The organism is Acinetobacter terrae, assembly GCF_002135195.1.
Lineage (GTDB): Bacteria > Pseudomonadota > Gammaproteobacteria > Pseudomonadales > Moraxellaceae > Acinetobacter > Acinetobacter terrae.
Genome location: NZ_NEGF01000012.1, coordinates 37,817 through 56,686 on the forward strand (window position 1 = coordinate 37,817; position 18,870 = coordinate 56,686).

General features: G+C 39.6%; 23 protein-coding genes. 9 read left to right on the forward strand and 14 right to left on the reverse strand.

Annotated elements, in window-relative coordinates; all coding sequences use genetic code 11:
• Positions 1-87 precede the first annotated feature (87 nt).
• From gspM to B9T23_RS12730, 5 genes are all read right to left on the reverse strand, one after another.
• Positions 88-567, reverse strand: coding sequence for a type II secretion system protein GspM (gspM, locus tag B9T23_RS12710; RefSeq protein ID WP_067723339.1), 480 nt, complete (start codon positions 565-567; stop codon positions 88-90).
• Complete coding sequence (gspL, locus tag B9T23_RS12715; RefSeq protein WP_086194363.1) at positions 567-1,706, reverse strand: type II secretion system protein GspL; 1,140 nt, start codon at positions 1,704-1,706, stop codon at positions 567-569. The genes gspM and gspL overlap by 1 nt, the downstream gene beginning before the upstream one ends.
• 30 nt (positions 1,707-1,736) lie before the next feature.
• Positions 1,737-2,192 carry a phosphohistidine phosphatase SixA gene (gene sixA, locus B9T23_RS12720; protein WP_086194364.1) on the reverse strand — a complete coding sequence of 152 codons (456 nt, stop codon included), beginning with the start codon at positions 2,190-2,192 and terminating at the stop codon, positions 1,737-1,739.
• A 93-nt stretch (positions 2,193-2,285) separates the two neighbouring features.
• Complete coding sequence (locus tag B9T23_RS12725; RefSeq protein ID WP_086194365.1) at positions 2,286-3,359, reverse strand: NAD(P)H-dependent glycerol-3-phosphate dehydrogenase; 1,074 nt, start codon at positions 3,357-3,359, stop codon at positions 2,286-2,288.
• 48 nt (positions 3,360-3,407) lie between these two features.
• Positions 3,408-3,983, reverse strand: coding sequence for a nitroreductase family protein (locus B9T23_RS12730; protein ID WP_086194366.1), 576 nt, complete (start codon positions 3,981-3,983; stop codon positions 3,408-3,410).
• 228 nt (positions 3,984-4,211) lie between these two features.
• On the opposite strand from B9T23_RS12730, the gene B9T23_RS12735 reads away from it, so the two are divergent.
• Positions 4,212-4,592 (forward strand): hypothetical protein, encoded by a 381-nt coding sequence (locus B9T23_RS12735; RefSeq protein WP_086194367.1) that lies wholly within the window; start codon positions 4,212-4,214, stop codon positions 4,590-4,592.
• 115 nt (positions 4,593-4,707) lie between these two features.
• On the opposite strand, the gene rhlB is transcribed toward B9T23_RS12735, so the two are convergent.
• Complete coding sequence (gene rhlB / locus B9T23_RS12740; protein ID WP_067723327.1) at positions 4,708-5,859, reverse strand: ATP-dependent RNA helicase RhlB; 1,152 nt, start codon at positions 5,857-5,859, stop codon at positions 4,708-4,710.
• Positions 5,860-5,957: 98 nt separating this feature from the next.
• Positions 5,958-6,170 carry a cold-shock protein gene (locus B9T23_RS12745; RefSeq protein WP_004648643.1) on the reverse strand — a complete coding sequence of 71 codons (213 nt, stop codon included), beginning with the start codon at positions 6,168-6,170 and terminating at the stop codon, positions 5,958-5,960.
• A gap of 382 nt (positions 6,171-6,552) precedes the next feature.
• On the opposite strand from B9T23_RS12745, the gene B9T23_RS12750 reads away from it, so the two are divergent.
• The 5 genes from B9T23_RS12750 to B9T23_RS12770 all read left to right on the forward strand — a co-directional run bounded on the left by B9T23_RS12750 (position 6,553) and on the right by B9T23_RS12770 (position 9,326).
• Entirely contained in the window at positions 6,553-6,786 is a 234-nt protein-coding gene (locus tag B9T23_RS12750; RefSeq protein WP_067723325.1) for a sulfurtransferase TusA family protein, read from the forward strand.
• 136 nt (positions 6,787-6,922) lie between these two features.
• The gene (rpoH, locus tag B9T23_RS12755) at positions 6,923-7,792 is read left to right on the forward strand and encodes an RNA polymerase sigma factor RpoH (RefSeq protein WP_067723323.1); all 870 of its coding nucleotides are present in this window, start codon (positions 6,923-6,925) and stop codon (positions 7,790-7,792) included.
• Positions 7,793-7,939: 147 nt separating this feature from the next.
• Positions 7,940-8,305 (forward strand): DUF423 domain-containing protein, encoded by a 366-nt coding sequence (locus tag B9T23_RS12760; protein WP_086194368.1) that lies wholly within the window; start codon positions 7,940-7,942, stop codon positions 8,303-8,305.
• 25 nt (positions 8,306-8,330) lie between these two features.
• A complete protein-coding gene (gene thiS / locus B9T23_RS12765) occupies positions 8,331-8,528 on the forward strand; it encodes a sulfur carrier protein ThiS (protein ID WP_086194434.1) in 198 nt (65 codons plus the stop codon).
• Between the two features lie 12 nt (positions 8,529-8,540).
• Entirely contained in the window at positions 8,541-9,326 is a 786-nt protein-coding gene (locus tag B9T23_RS12770; protein ID WP_086194369.1) for a thiazole synthase, read from the forward strand.
• A 58-nt stretch (positions 9,327-9,384) separates the two neighbouring features.
• Here B9T23_RS12770 and B9T23_RS12775 read toward each other — a convergent pair whose 3' ends face one another.
• From B9T23_RS12775 to B9T23_RS12785, 3 genes are all read right to left on the reverse strand, one after another.
• Positions 9,385-9,705, reverse strand: coding sequence for a putative quinol monooxygenase (locus B9T23_RS12775; protein WP_086194370.1), 321 nt, complete (start codon positions 9,703-9,705; stop codon positions 9,385-9,387).
• Between the two features lie 26 nt (positions 9,706-9,731).
• Positions 9,732-10,313 carry an NAD(P)H-dependent oxidoreductase gene (locus B9T23_RS12780; RefSeq protein ID WP_086194371.1) on the reverse strand — a complete coding sequence of 194 codons (582 nt, stop codon included), beginning with the start codon at positions 10,311-10,313 and terminating at the stop codon, positions 9,732-9,734.
• Between the two features lie 188 nt (positions 10,314-10,501).
• Positions 10,502-11,113, reverse strand: a complete 612-nt coding sequence (locus tag B9T23_RS12785; RefSeq protein WP_086194372.1) for a glutathione binding-like protein — start codon at positions 11,111-11,113, stop codon at positions 10,502-10,504.
• A gap of 219 nt (positions 11,114-11,332) precedes the next feature.
• On the opposite strand from B9T23_RS12785, the gene B9T23_RS12790 reads away from it, so the two are divergent.
• The 3 genes from B9T23_RS12790 (at position 11,333) to trmB (ending at position 14,246) form a co-directional block, all read left to right on the forward strand.
• Positions 11,333-12,781, forward strand: coding sequence for a SulP family inorganic anion transporter (locus B9T23_RS12790; RefSeq protein ID WP_086194435.1), 1,449 nt, complete (start codon positions 11,333-11,335; stop codon positions 12,779-12,781).
• A gap of 95 nt (positions 12,782-12,876) precedes the next feature.
• The gene (locus tag B9T23_RS12795) at positions 12,877-13,305 is read left to right on the forward strand and encodes an EamA family transporter (RefSeq protein ID WP_086194373.1); all 429 of its coding nucleotides are present in this window, start codon (positions 12,877-12,879) and stop codon (positions 13,303-13,305) included.
• A gap of 224 nt (positions 13,306-13,529) precedes the next feature.
• Positions 13,530-14,246, forward strand: a complete 717-nt coding sequence (gene trmB, locus B9T23_RS12800; RefSeq protein ID WP_086194374.1) for a tRNA (guanosine(46)-N7)-methyltransferase TrmB — start codon at positions 13,530-13,532, stop codon at positions 14,244-14,246.
• A 61-nt stretch (positions 14,247-14,307) separates the two neighbouring features.
• On the opposite strand, the gene B9T23_RS12805 is transcribed toward trmB, so the two are convergent.
• The 4 genes from B9T23_RS12805 to B9T23_RS12820 form a co-directional block, all read right to left on the reverse strand.
• Complete coding sequence (locus B9T23_RS12805) at positions 14,308-14,982, reverse strand: class I SAM-dependent methyltransferase (protein WP_086194375.1); 675 nt, start codon at positions 14,980-14,982, stop codon at positions 14,308-14,310.
• A 36-nt stretch (positions 14,983-15,018) separates the two neighbouring features.
• Positions 15,019-15,816 (reverse strand): Rossmann-like and DUF2520 domain-containing protein, encoded by a 798-nt coding sequence (locus tag B9T23_RS12810; RefSeq protein ID WP_086194436.1) that lies wholly within the window; start codon positions 15,814-15,816, stop codon positions 15,019-15,021.
• A gap of 160 nt (positions 15,817-15,976) precedes the next feature.
• Positions 15,977-17,461 carry an OmpA family protein gene (locus B9T23_RS12815; protein ID WP_086194376.1) on the reverse strand — a complete coding sequence of 495 codons (1,485 nt, stop codon included), beginning with the start codon at positions 17,459-17,461 and terminating at the stop codon, positions 15,977-15,979.
• A gap of 163 nt (positions 17,462-17,624) precedes the next feature.
• Positions 17,625-18,860 (reverse strand): dihydroorotase, encoded by a 1,236-nt coding sequence (locus B9T23_RS12820; protein ID WP_086194377.1) that lies wholly within the window; start codon positions 18,858-18,860, stop codon positions 17,625-17,627.
• Positions 18,861-18,870 lie beyond the last annotated feature (10 nt).

Consider the following 18,870-nt stretch of genomic DNA (forward strand, 5'->3'; position numbering starts at 1 on the left):
TGTAAAAGTCTACTGCTTTTTAAGTCGCCATATTATAGGCATAGCCCATGAAAAACACCATGCTTAGCAGATCTTTATTTTTACCCATTATTGCACTGTCGCTGTTAATTTAATCTGACCTGCCTCAGAAATTAACTCTATTTTCTCAAGACTTAGTCCCATCTGAGCCAATTGGGTTAAAAAATTTGCCAAAATGGCGTAATTTTCATGCACTGCCACAATTTGAATTTGTTCACCTGCTTGCTGTGATGCAACCGATAGTCCTTGTTGCTGAGCAACACGTTGTACTTTATCTGCCGCAGTTAACTGCAAATCATCGGCAGGTTTCATGGTCACGGCATTACTTTGCATCCAGACCATCATGTCTTTTAAATCATTGACCCGATTTTGCTGTTTATTGGCCGCTGCATGCATAAACCAAAGTGCCGAACCAATCGCCGCAACCAGAACAAAAATGGTGGTAAAAATCACCATATAGCGTTCACGCACAGACAACCGATCCAAATAATCCGCGATTCTCTCTATCGATTGATCAATCGAGCTTTGCAGTTTTTCTGATGTTTTCATTATTGTATTTTCACCAATCCAAGTGCACCGGTGCCATTCGGCTGAATATTGCCTAATTCAACTTTAAACCCTTGCTGATTCAGTTGTTGCGTTAGAGTTTGCAATGCCGTAGCAGAATTGGCTTTCAATTCCATATTTAAAACTGAAGCATCGTAGTTGATACGATTGGCTACAATTTGATTTTGCATTAAAATGGGACCCACACGACTGAGTAATTGCAAGGCTTGAGTGTTAGCACTTTTATTCAAACGCACATGACTTTCAAACTGACTTTTTAAATTCTGTTCAGTGACACGGCTACTTTGCCCAAACCAGTATTTATATTGATCAATCGCTTGTAGCGCAGTCTGATCTGCCACTTTTCTATATTTATACCAGCGTGTTGCATCATAGCTAAACTGAACCATCAAAGCAGCGACCAACACGGCAGCGCATGCTTTCCAATACCCTGCTACACCGGTGCTGTTTTTCGCTTTCGGCAGGATATTAAAAGGATGAGCTTTGGCTTTTTTTAAGACAGGCAACTCATAATGAAAAGATTCAATCTGCTCATGCGTGACCATTGCTTCAAGGCTTTGCATTTGTTCAGCAGTAAAATCACTAACTTTATAACGACGCCCTTTCGGCTGATAATCTAAAAATAAGGCTAAATCATCAACCGAATTTCCCATAAATTCGTTTTCACGTACCAGCAAACGTCCTGATACATTGGCAATGATGGTTTGTCCTGCTTCAGGAATAGGTAAAATCAGAAAATCAGGCAATAGGGAAATGACTTTGACCGGAATCAAGCTCAAGGCATTTTGCAGCATTTCCACTGTGCTATTTGCCACACCCAAAATGACCAACTGATCTAGATTTTGAAAATGATGCAATACCTTCATTGAATCAATGGGTAAAACCACAAATTCTTCTAATAGATATTTAACCCCGTCAACACCCAATTTTTTATATTGTGATTTGGCTAAAGTCTGTTGCAGCATTTGCGCATCACGGCTTGGAAAAAACACGATGGCTTCTTCCCTATGATGGGCTTGAGTCTCTTGAATCAAATGCTCGAGACTAGAGACTGGATACCAGCTCTCTCCAGTCGACCATTGCCAAACCCCATTGGCTTCAGGCATCCATAAATACAACATTAATGTTTTTCTGCCGTTTTAATTAATATTTTATGTGTTTGGAATAAAACTTTTTAACTGTGTTGATAATCCGGCAGCAATGACTGCTTGCTCATATATGCGCGCTTCAGCCAGAGCATACGGATGGAACGACTCGGATGTCAATAATGATGAAATATGCGCCACCACATTCATATGACACACCACAACAATCGATTCATAAGGCAACTGGGACAACCATTCAACTGCTGATTTCGCATCATCTTCAGGTTTAATCTTATTACATACCAGCACAGGTACATCATGAAAATAATGTTGCAGATGCGCCAAAGTCTCTTGTGCACGCAATAAAGGGCTCACCACAAATACATCGGGTTTAATCATGTCCTTTAAATATTCTGCAGTTTGTTGCGCCTGCTTATGCCCTCGCTTGGTTAATGGACGCTTGTCATCATTTCCATTGACCGCAGGAGAGGCTTCACCATGACGGACTAAAGTGAGTTGCATAAAATTTCCTTATTCTATATATGCCGCAATTATAACCCAACTTTATGACAGAGCTTATTTATTCCATTATTTGAATATTCCATTATTTGAAAATTATACTTCATGGTGAGGTAAAACGAACTCCACATCACTACGATGCCCATTTTTCATAAGTGAAAGTGCAATGCTTAAAGGCGGTGCACCTTCAAAAATCACATCATATAAAGCACTGGTAATTGGCATATACACATCTAATTCTTCTGAACGGCTGCGTACCTGAATAATGGTATTGATCCCTTCTGCCGTTTGACCCAATTCTTTGGTTGCCTGTTCCAAGCTCTTACCAGAACCCAAAGCAAAACCGACTTGGTAATTGCGGCTAAGTGGACTACTACAGGTCGCAAACAAATCACCGACCCCTGACAAACCCAAGAAAGTCAGCGGATTTGCACCCAATTTCACTGCAAAACGGCTCATTTCGGCCAATGCGCGGGTTAAAATCATACTCTTCGTATTTTCACCGACTTTATAGGCAGCAGCCATACCCATTGCAACAGCATAGATATTTTTTAAAGCACCGCCAAGTTCCACACCATGTACATCATCACTGGCAAACACACGGAATAATGCGCTGTGTAAGGCTTGCTGTACTGCATAACGCACCAGTTCTGATTCACTTGCAATAACGGTTCCTGCGGGTTGTCCTGCCATAATTTCTTTAGCTAAATTCGGTCCAGAAAGCACACCATAAGGCACTTCAGGTAATTCTTCACGAATAATATCGCTCATAAAACTAAAGGTTTTAGCTTCAATTCCTTTGGTTAAAGAGATGACTGCTTGTGAAGTAATAAATGGTTTAATTTGTTTCAGCACATCACGAAAAGAATGGCTTGGAATCGCCACTAAAATAATGTCGCGGTTACAAATAGCCGTTTCTAAATCGGTCACCGCTTTCAAACCAGACTCTAAAGTAAAATCGGGTAGATAACGTTTATTCACGTGGGTTTGATTAATTTCTGCTGCGGCAACTTCATCACGAATCCAGATCATGGTATCGCAACCATTACGTACCGCAGTATTTGCCATTGCAGTACCGAAACTACCGCCACCTAAAACTGTTACGCGTAACGCCGTTTTTTGATCAACTAAAACAGGTTCAACAAGATCCGAAAAATTCAACTCTGACATTCTTTTTATATCTCGACTCAGTATTTAATGACTCAGTATTCAATAAAGTTATTTATTCCAATAACTCACATAATCTTGTGTATTTATTTCTGCACGTGCGGGAATGGCTTTTGCTGCCGTTCCAATATAAATAATTCCAGAAATTAAATCATCTTCTGCAAGACCTAAAGCCTGTTTAAACAGATTCGACTCAATCACAACACCGCTGCGCCACATGGTTGAAAAACCTTGCACTTGTAACGACAATAAAAAGTTTTGTATTGCCGCACCAGTACTTAAGGTTTGTTCAAAATTAGGAACTTTGGGATGTGGCTGAAATTTCGTTAATGCCAGAACCAAAAGTGGTGCACGAAATGGGTGATTTTTGACGCGGTCTAACTGAGTCTGATCGGTTTCACCCAAATCCGCCAAAGCTTTAGACAATAATTCACCAAAAGCTTCACGTTGATCCGCTGAAATCACCACAAAACGGGTCGGCTTTAAACGATGATGGTCTGGCGCAGTCAATGCAGCTTGAAAGGCTTTTTCCAACTGTTCTGCATTTGGCGCAGGCTCAACTAAATGGCCAATCGACTGACGTTGATGAATATTAAAATGAACCATATCTACCGCTGAATCAGTCATTAACTTCTATATCTGTGTACTAAAATATTTCATTAAGATTAGCATATTCTTATTAAGATACTCTAGAGCAATTAGGCAACGCCCTTCACTCTATTCCCCCCTTACTTATAAGACAGTCACAGAGGGACCATATAAAACTGCATATTTTATACAAGTCTTTCAAAAAGCATCCAAAAAGTTATGCTCAAATGCTTTTTATTCTTTTTTAAAACGAATCAGGGGAAAAAGATGAATAAAGTTTTTGCACTCTCTTCCACAGTTGCCGTTGCTCTTGCCTTAACTGCATGTACATCCAACCCAACCACATCATTAGCCATTCAAAAACAAAATAACCAATATGAAGTGACCGGCGTAGGTAAAAGTAATCTCATTTCTAAAAACAATGCGATTACTGCTGCCAACAATGCTTGCGGCAAAAAAGCCACTCCAGTTGTGATTGATGAAAAAACTGAATACAACGGTGCTTTAAAAGGCGTTGTTGATGAAAAAACAGGACAAATGATTCAGGCTGCAACCAGCGTTCTAGGTACTTTAGCAGGAAAAAGTGGCAGTCTCGCTCGTGATGACGACTATCAAACAGTTTTAACCTTTACTTGCCGAGCAAACTAAATATCTAAATGATAATTTTATGTGATTACATCAATAAAATATGATGTTTTGAGCATACAAAGAAAAGCCGCTTTAAATAAGCGGCTTTTCTTTTACATTTTATTTAATACCAAAATTAACAATAACCTTCCATACGGGTTAACGGTAGTTTTTGACCAATGGCTTTTTCAATTTCTGGAAGATAGAACGCATCATCTTCAGACAAGAAACTAATACTGACACCTTGTGCGCCTGCGCGACCGGTACGACCAATACGGTGTACATAATCATCTGATTGTTCAGGCAAAGTAAAGTTTATAACATGTGAAACACCATCCACATGAATACCACGACCGGCAACATCGGTTGCAATCATAATATTATGCTGGCCACTTTTAAATTGATCGAGCATTTTGGTACGCTTGTCTTGTGCAATTTCACCTGACAACATCACGACCTTATAACCATCTCTTTTTAAATGATCATACAGTTTACGCACCTGATCACGACGATTCGCAAAAATCATGACTTTTTCAATCGGCTCATCGCGTAAAATTTCTTGCAACAATTTATATTTATCTGTTTTTGCAACCATGTAAACGCGTTGTTCAACATCTGCATTGGTTTTCTTTTCTGGCTCAATTTCAACAGTAACAGGTTCAAACAACCATTGTTGCGCCAAATTTAAAACATCATAACTAAAGGTTGCAGAGAACATGAGCGTTTGACGCTGTTCTTTACGCGGTGAATAACGCACAATTCGTTTTACCGACGGAATAAAGCCCATATCAAGTAAACGGTCTGCTTCATCAATCACTAAAAATTCGATTTGATCCAGCCAAACTTCTTTTTGTTCAACAAAATCAATTAAACGACCCGGTGTCGCCACAATAATATCGACAAACTGTTTATCAAGTTGTGCTTTTTGTTTATCAAAATCAACACCACCCAACAAGGTAACCACATGCAAATCGGTAAATTTGGTTAAATCTTTAGCATCACTTTCAATTTGTAAAGCCAACTCACGTGTTGGAGCAAGAATTAAGGCACGTGCTTCACCACGAAAACGTTGTTCTTTAATCGGATTATTAAGCAAATCATTAATCACACTAACAAGGAAAGCGGCTGTTTTCCCGGTACCTGTCTGGGCACGACCAATGGCATCATGTCCAGCCAAAGTGAATTTCAAAACCTTTTCCTGAATCGGTGTCATTTCTTTGAAACCTAAGGCATCAATAGCTTGTTTAAGTTTCGGATGTAAATTTAAGGTTTCAAAACCAGATGACATATAAATGCGCTCTAACTTAATAATCAGGAAAATTGTAGCCTATTATAAACAAAAACGCCCCAAATTACATTGGGGCGTTCTCATGAATAATCAGGCGATTAGTCTAAAGGTTGTACTTCTTCAGCTTGGAAGCCTTTTTGACCTTTAACTACGCTGAATTCAACACGTTGGCCGTCACGAAGTGAACGGTGACCGTCACCTTGTATAGCGCGGAAATGAACGAATACGTCGTCGCCGCCGTTACGTTGAATAAAGCCGAAGCCTTTAGTGTCGTTGAACCATTTAACTACGCCTTGTTCACGAGCTGTCATAAGTTAATCCTCATTGTATTTAATAGAAGGACCACCCGGTGTTGCAAACAGCAGAGTAAACAAGGTTTAAAAATATTTATTATTTCTAAGCTTGTAATCATTCTGTATTACTATTAACAAAATCCCGGTTACATCCATTTCAATATTCAAGTTTAAGACAAATTTAACTGTGTCATTAATCTGAATACGCGACGAGCTTACCATGGGTTTATAACAATTCATACTGTTTTTTTTGAATAATTTCCCTTTTGATCGAGTTTTATTTTACTAATTATTTATCTATTTTATATCAGTACTTTTTATGTTGAGATTATATAATTTCATTTAGCTTTGGCACCAAATTTGCTAACATTTCAGAACGTTTTTTCAGAAATTTAATGAGATGAATGATCTAGCCAATCCAGCGATTATCATAGATGCGATGGGCAAACCCTGCCCCATGCCATTATTGATGCTTAAGCGAGCGATCAAGAATAAATCAGATCATCTATTTTTATTAAAATCATCAGATCCACATAGTCAGCAAGATGTAACCCGTTATTGCCAAATGCATCAATTGAAATGCACTATGACAAAAATAACTGATACTGAATATCACTACTTAATTGAATCTTAATTATTTTCAATTAAACTAGAACTTTTCAAATTTGCATAAAAAATTACATTTCGCTACCCAATATTCCTTATTTCAGGAAAATATTGGATTAAGATAAAATTTAAGTGGTTATGTCATCCATTCTGAAGGAGAACACATGAGTGACAGCAGCAATCAATTGATGCCCCTGTCATTATCGGCGCCAGGGGTAAATCTCGGTGCTTATATCAGTACTGTCAATCAGATTCCTATTTTAACGGCTGAACAAGAAAAAGAGTTGGCCGAACGGTATTATTACGACCAAGATTTAGACGCCGCAAAAATGCTGGTCATGTCGCATTTGCGTTTTGTCGTCCATATTGCACGTAGTTATGCAGGCTATGGTTTGCCACAGGGCGACCTGATTCAAGAAGGCAACTTGGGCTTAATGAAAGCGGTTAAACGTTTTGACCCGAATATGGGTGTGCGTTTGGTCTCTTTTGCCGTGCATTGGATTAAAGCTGAAATTCATGAATATGTGATTCGTAACTGGCGTATTGTTAAAATTGCGACCACCAAAGCGCAACGTAAACTATTCTTTAACTTACGTAGCCTAAAAAAATCGAGTAAAAAGCTGACACTCGAAGAAGCAAAATCGATTGCCAATGACTTAAATGTGACACCAGAACAAGTCTTGGAAATGGAAGGCCGTTTAACAGCATATGATGCAGCATTTGAAGCTCAGGGTGATGACGATGATGAAGGTTCAACTCATGTCGCACCGGCTTTATATTTAGAAGACAATCGTTACGATCCAGCACGTTTAGCTGAAGAAGAAGACTACGAGCAACAAAGTACTTCTGCACTACATAGTGCAATGGATCAGCTTGATGATCGTTCGCGTAACATTTTGCAGCGCCGTTGGCTAGATGATGAAAAATCAACGCTGCATGAATTGGCGGCTGAATATAATGTGTCTGCGGAACGTATTCGTCAGCTCGAAAAAAATGCAATGGAAAAAATTAAAGTCGCAATGTCTTCTAACTAAGCTATTGGACTCATTTTATTCGTTTTTAAAGAAAGGGCTGCGTGCCCTTTTTTTATATTTAGACATTTGTATTGTTGCTTTTTGCCTTTCGTATAAACGCTAATATATGCTAAGTTAAGCGCAAATTTACTCAGGTGATCATTGCTTATGTGGATTGCAATTTCAGCCCTTAACTTGGCATTTGCGGTCATGCTAGGTGCATTTGGCGCGCATGGCTTAAAAGCACATGCAAGCGAAGCTCAATTGGCTTGGTGGCATACAGCAACTGACTATTTTTTCTATCATGCTCTTGGACTTTTGGCGCTCGCCATTCTAAGCAAAGTTATTCCCCAACTGCCTATTAAAGCCAGTTTTATCCTGATTCAAGTCGGTATTTTCTTTTTCTGTGGCTCGCTCTACGTGATGGCATTAGGCTTACCGCGTGTTTTAGGCGCCATCACACCAATTGGCGGGGCTTTAATGATTGCAGGTTGGCTGGTACTGGCTTGGAATGCATTGAAATATGCAAAATAAAGTTAAGGAACAGGGAGAAATGACTATGCATATTTATTTAAATGGCGAATCGCAAAATACCTCATGTACTAATTTATTAGAATTGATTCAAGAATTAGCCTTGGAAGGCAAACGCTTTGCTGTAGAACAGAATGAAATGATCATTTCCAAAAGCAGATTGGCACAAACCCCTATTTGCGCTGAAGATCATATCGAAATTATTCATGCCGTCGGTGGCGGCTAATTCGGAGCTCCCATGGAAGATACCCCGCTTATAATTGGTTCTCGTACATTTAATTCACGCTTATTGGTCGGTACAGGTAAATATAAAGATTTAACTGAAACCGATTTAGCCATTCAAGCCAGTGGCGCAGAAATTGTGACGGTTGCAATTCGTCGTGTGAACATTGGACAGCACCCTGACCAGCCGAATTTGCTTTCTGTTGTGCCACCTGAAAAATATACCATTCTGCCCAATACAGCAGGTTGTTTTGATGCCAACAGTGCTATTCGTACCTGTATGCTTGCACGTGAACTTCTGGATGGTCACAACCTAGTTAAACTGGAAGTATTGGGTGATGAAAAAACACTTTACCCAAATATCACCGAAACTTTAAAAGCTGCTCGTACTTTAATTGACGATGGCTTTGAAATCATGGTTTATACCTCGGATGATCCAATCGTGGCTCAAGAGTTAGAGAGCATGGGCTGTGTTGCGATTATGCCTTTAGGCAGCCTGATTGGTTCAGGTTTGGGTATTTTGAATCCGCACACCATTTCCATTATTAAAGAAAATGCTAAAGTTCCTGTATTGGTAGATGCCGGTGTAGGTACAGCCAGTGATGCTGCCATTGCCATGGAACTGGGTTGCGACGGCGTACTCATGAATACCGCGATTGCTGCTGCACGAAACCCTATCTTGATGGCATCTGCAATGAGAAAAGCAGTTGAAGCCGGTCGTGAAGCATTTTTAGCTGGTCGCATGCCACGTAAACGTATGGCAAATGCAAGTTCACCTGAAACAGGTTATTTCTTTAAATAAAGTTGAAGACCTTAAAAAGGACTCAAATGAGTCCTTTTTTTATATTTCAAGAATGTACTTAAATACTTAAACCCTTTTGCATAATCCGGATTTTAACATCAAGCACATCATCTTTAACGTGTTGCTTATACGCTTGCATATGCGGTGTCTGTAAATGAGCATTCAAATGTTCAATACTTTCCCAATGTTCCAACATCGTAATTGAATCAGGTGTTTTTGTCTGATAATCCATCCCTGATTCATGATCTACCAATAACTCATAGCCGTAACATCCATCTTCTTGCAAAACAACAGGTGTTATTTTTCTAAATGCGTTCAACACGTTTTCACGATGTTGGGCACCTGAGCGGATCTGAATATCTGCAATAACGATCAACATAGTTTGCTCCTGAAAGAACCCATCAATTAGGCAAAAACATCCATAAGATGTTGACGATATTTATGTTCATATTGAGCTACATTGGGCATTTTAATCACATCATTCACAATGAAGGTATTTAGGCTTTTCATACCCAAAAATTGATTGGCTTTATGAAATGGCAGATATACACCATCAACTCCGACCCCATGAAAAAATTGATCAGCATCATTAAAAGCTTCGATGGGTGCATTCCAAGTTAACGATAACATATACTTTTTATCGTGAATGAGACCACCTGAACCGTATTTTTTCGAGGCATCCGAACGTGATCGACCATCACTGGCATATAAAGTTCCATGCCCTTCTGTAAAAATATCATCAATATATTTTTTTACTGTCCAAGGTGCCCCCATCCACCAGCCCGGCATTTGATAAATAATGACATCCGCCCATACATATTTTTGAATTTCTTCCTGAATTTCATAGTCGCTATCTGCACGAGAAATTTTAACGCGATGCCCCAGTTCGCCAAGCACAGTATTTGCCAACTCAGTCAACGTATCATTTAACTCGCCATTCGAGTGTGCAAATTGCTTGGCACCATTCACAATCATGATATTACTCATTCATTCGCCTTTGATGATTTGTTTTCAGTGGCCAATATACTCAAATATTTTATTGCTAAAAATTCATAAATTTGCAAAATATTATTGATAAAAAATCAACAATAGAATTTTAAATCATTCAAAATCGAACCATTTTAAAAGCAAAGAAAAAGCACCATCAGGTGCTTATTCAGATCAATACAAAAAAATTAAGGAATTAAGCCTTCATCACGCATGGCGATTTGTACGGATTGGCGTTCTGCCACTTTATTACGCAAGGCAATAATATTGGTATACGGCGCTAGATCATGCCCAATACCATTTGACCAATTGGTTAACACAAATAAATAGGCATCCGCCGGACCAAAATTATCATCAACTAAATAATCGTTATCAGACTCAGCAATAGCTTTTTCAATATAGGTAAGCAAACGGTCAATTTCTGCATAAGCTTTTTCTTTCGCTTCATCCGACAATGATGCACCGAAAAATACGGCATAAGCATCATGTAATTCAGAGTTCAAGTAACCCAGCCATTCAAGAACTTTGGCACGCCCTAAACCTGATGGCGGAATTAAATCTTGTTTGGGATCATGTTGTGCAAGAAACGGTAAAATTGCCACATTTTCAGTCAGAATCAAGCCTGGATTAATTTCTAAAGCTGGAACATAGCCCTTTGGATTAATTGCGTAATAATCAGCACCTTTTTCTGTTTTATGGGTTTTTAAATTTACACGCTCTAAATCAAAATCGACATTAATTTCATTTAAAATAATATGTGATGCTAGTGAACACGCGCCAGGGGCGTAATAAAGCTTCATATCTGATCCTTGTTATTTAACTATTAACTGTTTTAAATCTCTTCTAACAAACTTTCAAGTGATCGTACCTGTAAATTGCAAAAAAGCATCAATGCGTAAAAAACCTTTACCTTTAGAATATTGTCCAAAATGCAGTATTTATCAAGTCAATCTGCTGTGCTTTTTTCTATAAAACTGTTTTAACATACCCAGCTTTAAAGTTTGATGAAAATTAACGTTGTGATTAGCCTTAAAAAAGAAGAATGGTTTTCCAATATCCGCACCGACGTATTAGCAGGTTTGGTCGTGGGTTTAGCCCTTATCCCCGAGTCAATTGCCTTTTCAGCCATTGCAGGTGTCGATCCGCAAGTCGGTCTATATGCGTCATTTTGTATAGCCGTCACCATTGCTTTCTTTGGCGGCCGCACTGCCATGATTTCTGCTGCCACAGGTGCCATGGCTTTGCTGATGATTACTTTAGTCAAAGACCATGGCTTGCAGTATTTACTCGCAGCAACGATTTTGACCGGCATCATTCAAGTGATTGCGGGATATTTTAAAGTCGCCAAATTAATGCGCTTTGTATCGCAGTCCGTGGTCTATGGTTTTTTAAATGCATTGGCAATTTTAATCTTTGTGGCTCAGCTTCCTGAAATGGGCAAAATGGATGGCTTAGGCTATTTATTTATGGCGTTAGGTTTGGCCATTATTTACCTGTTCCCATACACTCCCAGAATTGGTAAAGCGATTCCCTCGCCTTTAATTTGCATTGTGGTTCTTAGTCTTTTAGCCATACTCCTTGGTGGAGATATGCGTACCGTCAGTGATTTGGGGCAGTTTCCAGACACTTTGCCCATTTTCTTAATTCCTGAAATTCCACTGAACTTAGAAACTTTAACCATTATTTTTCCCTACTCCATCACTTTAGCTACAGTCGGTTTATTAGAAACCATGATGACCACCACTGTGATTAATGAAGTTACGGGAACTGAAGCTGATCGACATCAAGAATGCCGTGGACAAGGTTATGCCAATATCGTCAGTGGTTTTATGGGCGGCATGGCTGGTTGTGCCATGATTGGTCAATCCATTATTAACGTATCTTCAGGTGCACGTACGCGTTTATCAACTTTGGTTGCAGGTGTATTTTTACTGTGTTTGGTGGTGTTTTTTAAAGACTGGCTAACCTACATTCCTATGGCAGCCTTAGTTGCCATTATGATTATGGTGGCTTTCACCACCTTTAACTGGGATTCGGTGAGTAATTTCAAAAAACACCCCAAGCAAAGTAATATCGTGATGCTGGCTGTAGTCATTATTGTTTTAGCAACACATAACCTTGCGCTTGGGGTATTTGTCGGTGTGTTACTTTCGGCTTTATTTTTAGTCAATAAGCTCGAAAGTGAAGTAAAGGTTAGCTCTACTCTTTTAAGCGCTAATACACGCCAATATGTAGTTTCTGGACAAATTTTCTTTAGCAGTTCAGACAAATTTTTCCAGTTTTTTGACTTTAAAGAAAATATCTCCAAGGTTGAGATTGATCTCACCCATGCACATATCTGGGATATTACTTCGGTCAACATGCTGAACAATGTAGTGCAGAAATTTAAAGATCAAAATATTGAAGTCGAAATTATTGGATTAAATGAGGCGAGTAGCACTTTAATTGATCGCTATAATCCGCTTTAACTTTTGATTAAAATAACAGTGAGATCATAGCTACTATCGTTCCTAAATTTCCAATATGATGGCAGCCCAAAACTAAAAAAATTATAGGCAGTACTATGAATACGAATCACTGGTTTATGTGGGCGATATTATCTGCCTGCTTCGCGGCCTTAACTGCCATTTTTTCCAAAGTGGGTTTGCGACAGGTCGATTCTGACTTGGCAACCTTGATTCGCACCGTGATTATTGTCTTTGTATTAAGTTTAATGGTTTGGGGATTAGGTAAATGGCAGAATCCCTTGTTACTTTCAGGCAAAACCTGGTTGTTTTTGACTTTGTCGGCTTTAGCGACCGGCGCATCATGGCTGTGTTATTTTCGAGCGCTACAACTCGGTCAAGCATCGCAAGTGGCACCGATTGATAAACTCAGTGTGGTTTTAGTGACCCTATTTGCTGTGCTTTTTTTAGGTGAACGACCAAGCCTACAAGAATACTTGGGCATTGTCCTGATTGCTCTGGGCGTGCTCACAATTGCCTTAAAATAACGTAAATCCCTTTCAACATTTTCTAAGCCAATTTTTTTATAAAACAATAAATATGCATCACTCAATCCAGTTATTTCCTAGGTCTCAACCGCCCTTACAACAAATAATGACGCAATAACAGCATGACTCTGCTGTCTTTGTCGCATCTTAAAAATGAAAAAGTTTGACTTGTTAGGCTCAGGACTTAAAATACCGCATTCGAATTTTTTACATTTGCCAAAGTTATGTCGAACGATCAATTAGACCCGCAAGTCGTCGAGCTGGACAACTTGAATGAACATCGCGAAATTGTCACTTTTATGCGTCGTTCATCTCCACTGAATACCTCTCAACGTACTGCGCTTGAACAATATGGTCACCTAATTTTGGAATATCCGGTGGGTGATTTACGTCAACACTTTGAACATCCAGAACGCCCTTTAACTGTTGAAATTGGTTTTGGTATGGGCCGTTCGCTTGTGCTTATGGCAAAAGCCAATCCTGAACGCAACTATGTCGGTATCGAAGTACATGTACCCGGTATTGCGCAATGTGTATATGAAGCCGGTATGGCAGGTATAACCAACCTACGTTTACTCGATGCCGATGCCATTCAAGTGCTTCGTGAAATGCCTGAGAACAGCATTAATGCCGTGCAGCTTTATTTCCCTGATCCTTGGCAAAAGAAACGTCATTTCAAACGTCGTTTCGTATCGCATGACCGTATGCCACTGGTTGAACAAAAACTGGAAATGGGCGGTACATTTCACTCGGCTACAGATTGGGTACCGTATGCTGAATGGATGCTGGATGTTTTAGATAACCGTCCAAATCTTGAAAATATGGCAGGTAAAGGCAATAGCTACCCTCGCCCTGACTGGCGTCCACAAACCAAGTTTGAACGTCGCGGGATTGAGGAAGGTCATCAAATTAACGACTTCCTGTTCAAGAAAATTAAATAACTTTAACTGATACCTTAGAAATGGCTCATCGATGTATGGGCCATTTTTTTATTCTTAAAGTTTAAGCTTTGAGTGCCATAAAACCTTGATAGGATAAAATTTGGGTAAAACGCTCTACAAAATCAAATCCACTCAACTTCAATTGTTCAAATGTTTCCTGTTCCAAAAGCGGATAAAAATCATCTTCTAAACGATCAATCATTGCCGCAGATTGCGAAGTCGTTAAGCAGTTTGCCTCACATACATGTTTCAGTATTTCCAGTTCCTGCTCTGACTTGATTCGAGTCAAATCAAAAGTAATGAATAGTCCTTGATGTTTTAAACGTGAATAAATCGCTTTAAAGAACTTGGGCTTATCTGAATAATTCACAAAATGCGTGACCAGAATAGAAAGTGCAGCATCGTATGTTTGACCTTTTTTTAACTGGTCTACATCTCCCAACACAAACTCCACCCTATGCGATGCATTTAAGGAATGGATATAGTGTTTGGCTTTCTCCAGCATGGTTTCCGACAACTCTGTTGCAGTAAACGTCCAGTCAGGAAACGATCGCAATAGATAACCCAGCTCATAACCTGTACCACAACCCACAATCAATACATGTGCATATTCATCTGCATATGTTTGCAATAAAGCTTTAATTTGCTGGTGTACAACATCATAGCCGGGAATTAATTTCCGAATATGCTCATCATAGCCATCAACAACATACTGGCTATTAAAATCCTTTGCCATACGCGCCTCCTTTTACAATACATTGCTTAAATTTATTTATTTCAGTTTAAGTGACTCTTTAGGATGATGCGATTGCAAAATCTGTTGACTCATCAAGTTATACACTTTTTTTAAATCTTCTCGCTGAGCATCTTGTAACATCTGTTGATGCATATTCAAGATATTTTGATCACCCCGCATCGCAGGTCCAGTCTGCATCTGTTCAGGATCATGCTGAACGGCTTTACGGGCTGTTTCTAAAATTAGTGGATAAAGCAATGAAAAATCGACCTGCTGTGCATCGACAATCTGCTTCGCCATGTCATAACAATAATTGCTAAAATTACAGGCAAACACCGCAGCCAAATGCAGGCTTAAACGCTGTGCCGATGTGTATTGATAAACGCATTTACTTAACTGATTGGCAAGCTCTGTTAATAAAACCAGATCATCTTCAGACTTGGCTTCTACAAATAGTGGCGTATCTGACCATGTAATTTCCCGATCCAGACTAAAGGTTTGTAAAGGATAAAATACGCCAGCGCGGGCATGAATTTTTGCCAAGACTTCAATATCTGTACTGCCCGAGGTATGTACAATCAGAGCATCAGGTAAGTGTTGATGAACTTCTGCAATCACTGATGCAATCGCTTGATCACTCACCGCAATAATCACTAAATCAATTTCAGTATTTATTTCTGAGATATTCACCGTTGCCGTTGCACCAACTTGTGCAGCTAAAGTCTGTGCATGCGCTAAAGTACGACTATAAATTTGAATAATTTGATAATCTTGACTTAAAATATGAGCAAGATGATGCGCAACCCGTCCCGCCCCAATAAAACTAATACGCATAATATTTTCACCTTTTACAATTAACCACAGCATGCCAATAAAAAAAGGACGAATCAATTCGTCCTTTTGTTTAATGAGCATTTAAAAGCATTCTTGTAAAAATCCCTGCGTCATACAGGGATTTTGTTATGAAGACTATCAAGCTATTAAAACTATATATCTACTGTTTGTTGACGCCTTGCTCATTTACTTCACGAGCTACGCCTGTTTCAGTATTTAACACTTCAAACTCAATACGGCGATTTTTAAACTGACCCTCAGGTGTTGCATTATCTGCAACAGGCTGTTCCGAACCATAACCGACAGCTTGCAACTGTGCAGGGTCAACACCTTGTTTCACTAGGTAATCTACAACAGCTTGCGCACGTTTTTGTGATAATGCTTTGTTCGCTTTAGCATTACCCACAGCATCAGTATGACCTTTAACCATTAAATGCACGTGTGATGCCCGTTTAATCAATGCAGCAGCTTGATCTAATATCGATTTATTGGCCTCTGGGATAGTTGTACTTGCGGTATCAAAATTGATAATTTGCATGTTCAGTGCAGTTGCAACATCTAATGCGCGAATATTATCTGGATTAATTTCTGCCAAGGCTTTTTCTGCATTGGTATTACCTGTACTTATTGCAGTAGTGCTATCAGCAGGTGCAGAAGCAGCGGTAGTTGCTTGCGTCATCACTGTCATATTTTTAACAAGTGGTCGAATTTTAGCTGCCAATTGCTCTGCATCAGCAGGATTAGCGGTCTGAATAGACAGTTGATCACCTATCCAGGTTAATGAAGCATTTGGCACACCTTTGACCAGTTTCAATACACTTGGGATGGCATCTTGATCAATGAATTCGGTATGGTAGCTTGCGTTCGTCTCTACACCACAACCCATATTGTGATTAAAAATTTGTTTAATTTCTTTTTGCAGAATATCGGTATAACTCGCATTGCCAGAATATACCTGACAGGTTGTTAACTCTCCTGTCGAACCGGTATTAAGTTGTAATTTTGCTGGCTCACTGGTTGCCGTCTGTGCAGGTACACCACTTGCTGGCTCAGTTTGTTTTTTATCTGAACAGGCTTTAAACATTAAAGCCAGCAGTGCAGCTAAAACAATGAAAGCAATGAGCGGCAAGAGAAAACTTGATTTCTTTTTTTCTTCAACCGCTCTATAAGGTTCAGCTTCGGTAGCTTGGTGCAAAGTGCGCCCAGATGCAATACCGACACCCAAAGCGCTTAAAAGTGCTGTAGCCCAATGTGGCAAGGCACTCGACACTGCTGGCCAATGTGTTTCAATAAGATGTGCAATCGCACTTGGTTCAGAAGAACCGGCTTCAGTTTCTAAAAATCCCAGTGTGGGCGAAATCGAGCGATTTAAAGTAGATTCAATTGCACCGGTCGGGACTGTTCCAGAAACCTGTTCTAAAAATTCCTGCTTTAAATCGGGATGTGTTGCAAAGATATCCGTCAATCTCGGATTTAATTGCCGCTGTAAATTTTCAATAAGCTCTGGCTTAGATTTAAAAAGTGACAGGAGGATAGGAAAAAAACTGCTTAATGCCTGACTCTTTTCGCTGAGATATTCCGTTTCACCCTCAAGGACAATCGCAGATACTTTCTGCTTGAGTAAATCAATTAAATTAGTATTCATCCATTATTCCTCTTATTCTCGTTTTATTACGTGCATTTTTAGTTTATATGCTCATTTTTTAGACAGTGTAATTAATTGTATTATTTGAATACTATTATTTTTTAGCAATAAAAAAAGCCAGCCGAAGCTGACTTTTATAAATCATAAAAAAATATTAAATCAATTAAGCCACAAAAGTTTGAACCACTTTACCTACCACTTTTTGATTAATGAGCGGGGTATTTTTACCCTGTGAAAGAATTGACTCTTTTGAGACCATCCACTCAAGTTTAGGATCAACCAACGCCCAACCCGATTCATCAGTCCAACGATCGACCATATTCGCCACTTTAGCAGGAGCAAGGGTCACTTTTTCAACCCACTCTAAAGGCTCAAATAGTCCTTCATTAATCAGTTGAATACCAAACGCAACATAGGTATCAAAAGCCGTAATACCCGGTTGTGTTTCGGCAAATGGGGCTAATTTTGCAGAACTGCTGAGCGGTTCATGATGGGTACAAATCGCATCAATCACACCGTCTTTTACGCCTTGACGTAATAGCTGTTTATCTTTTTCAGCGCGTAATGGTGGGCGTACATGTGCCAAAGAATTAAAACCATCAGTTAAACTTTCGGTTAAATGCAATTGATGCATCGCCACGTCAGCAGTAACAGGCAGGCCTTTGTCTTTGGCAATTTTGATCAATTCAACAGATGCACCACAAGATAACAACCCGAAATGTGCACGAACTTTAGTTGCTTCGATCATGAGCAAATATTTAGCAATCGCAACGGTTTCAGCCAATGCCGGAATCATTGGCAAGCCTTGGCGTGAAGCAATAAAGCCTTCATGTGCACAACCATCTTTGGCAATTTGATGTTCTTCTGCATAGAACACTACAGTCATGCCTAAGCCTGCAGCATACTCAAGAGTGCGAATCACCACATCATCATCAGCAAACGGTGCATTGGCATTCGAAACAGCAGTACAACCGCCTTTTTTCAAGCCCGCCATATTTGCAGGTTGTTGACCTTGCAAACCTTGAGTTTGCGCACCAATCACTTGTAGATAAATGCCGCCATCCAGCATGGCTTTTTCAACCAGGCCATGAATCAGCGCACCATTGTCTTGCACAATCGGTTTTGAGTCTGGCGGAGTAAAGACATGCAAAATGCCGTTTTCACGCGCGGCCTTACCTTCAGATTTTAAGGTACCGTGCTGTTGCTGACCCGGTTCACGTAAACGTGCACACAAATCGACCATGGTGGGCATCAGCCATTGACCTTGACCATCAATGCTTTCACTTACATGATCCGTTGCCGCAACCAATTTGCCGTTTTCGATAAATACTGTTTGTACACGATCCGTTTTTTTGATTGGGTCTAAGACACGTACATTTTCAATTTTTACAATACTCATGACTTTTACC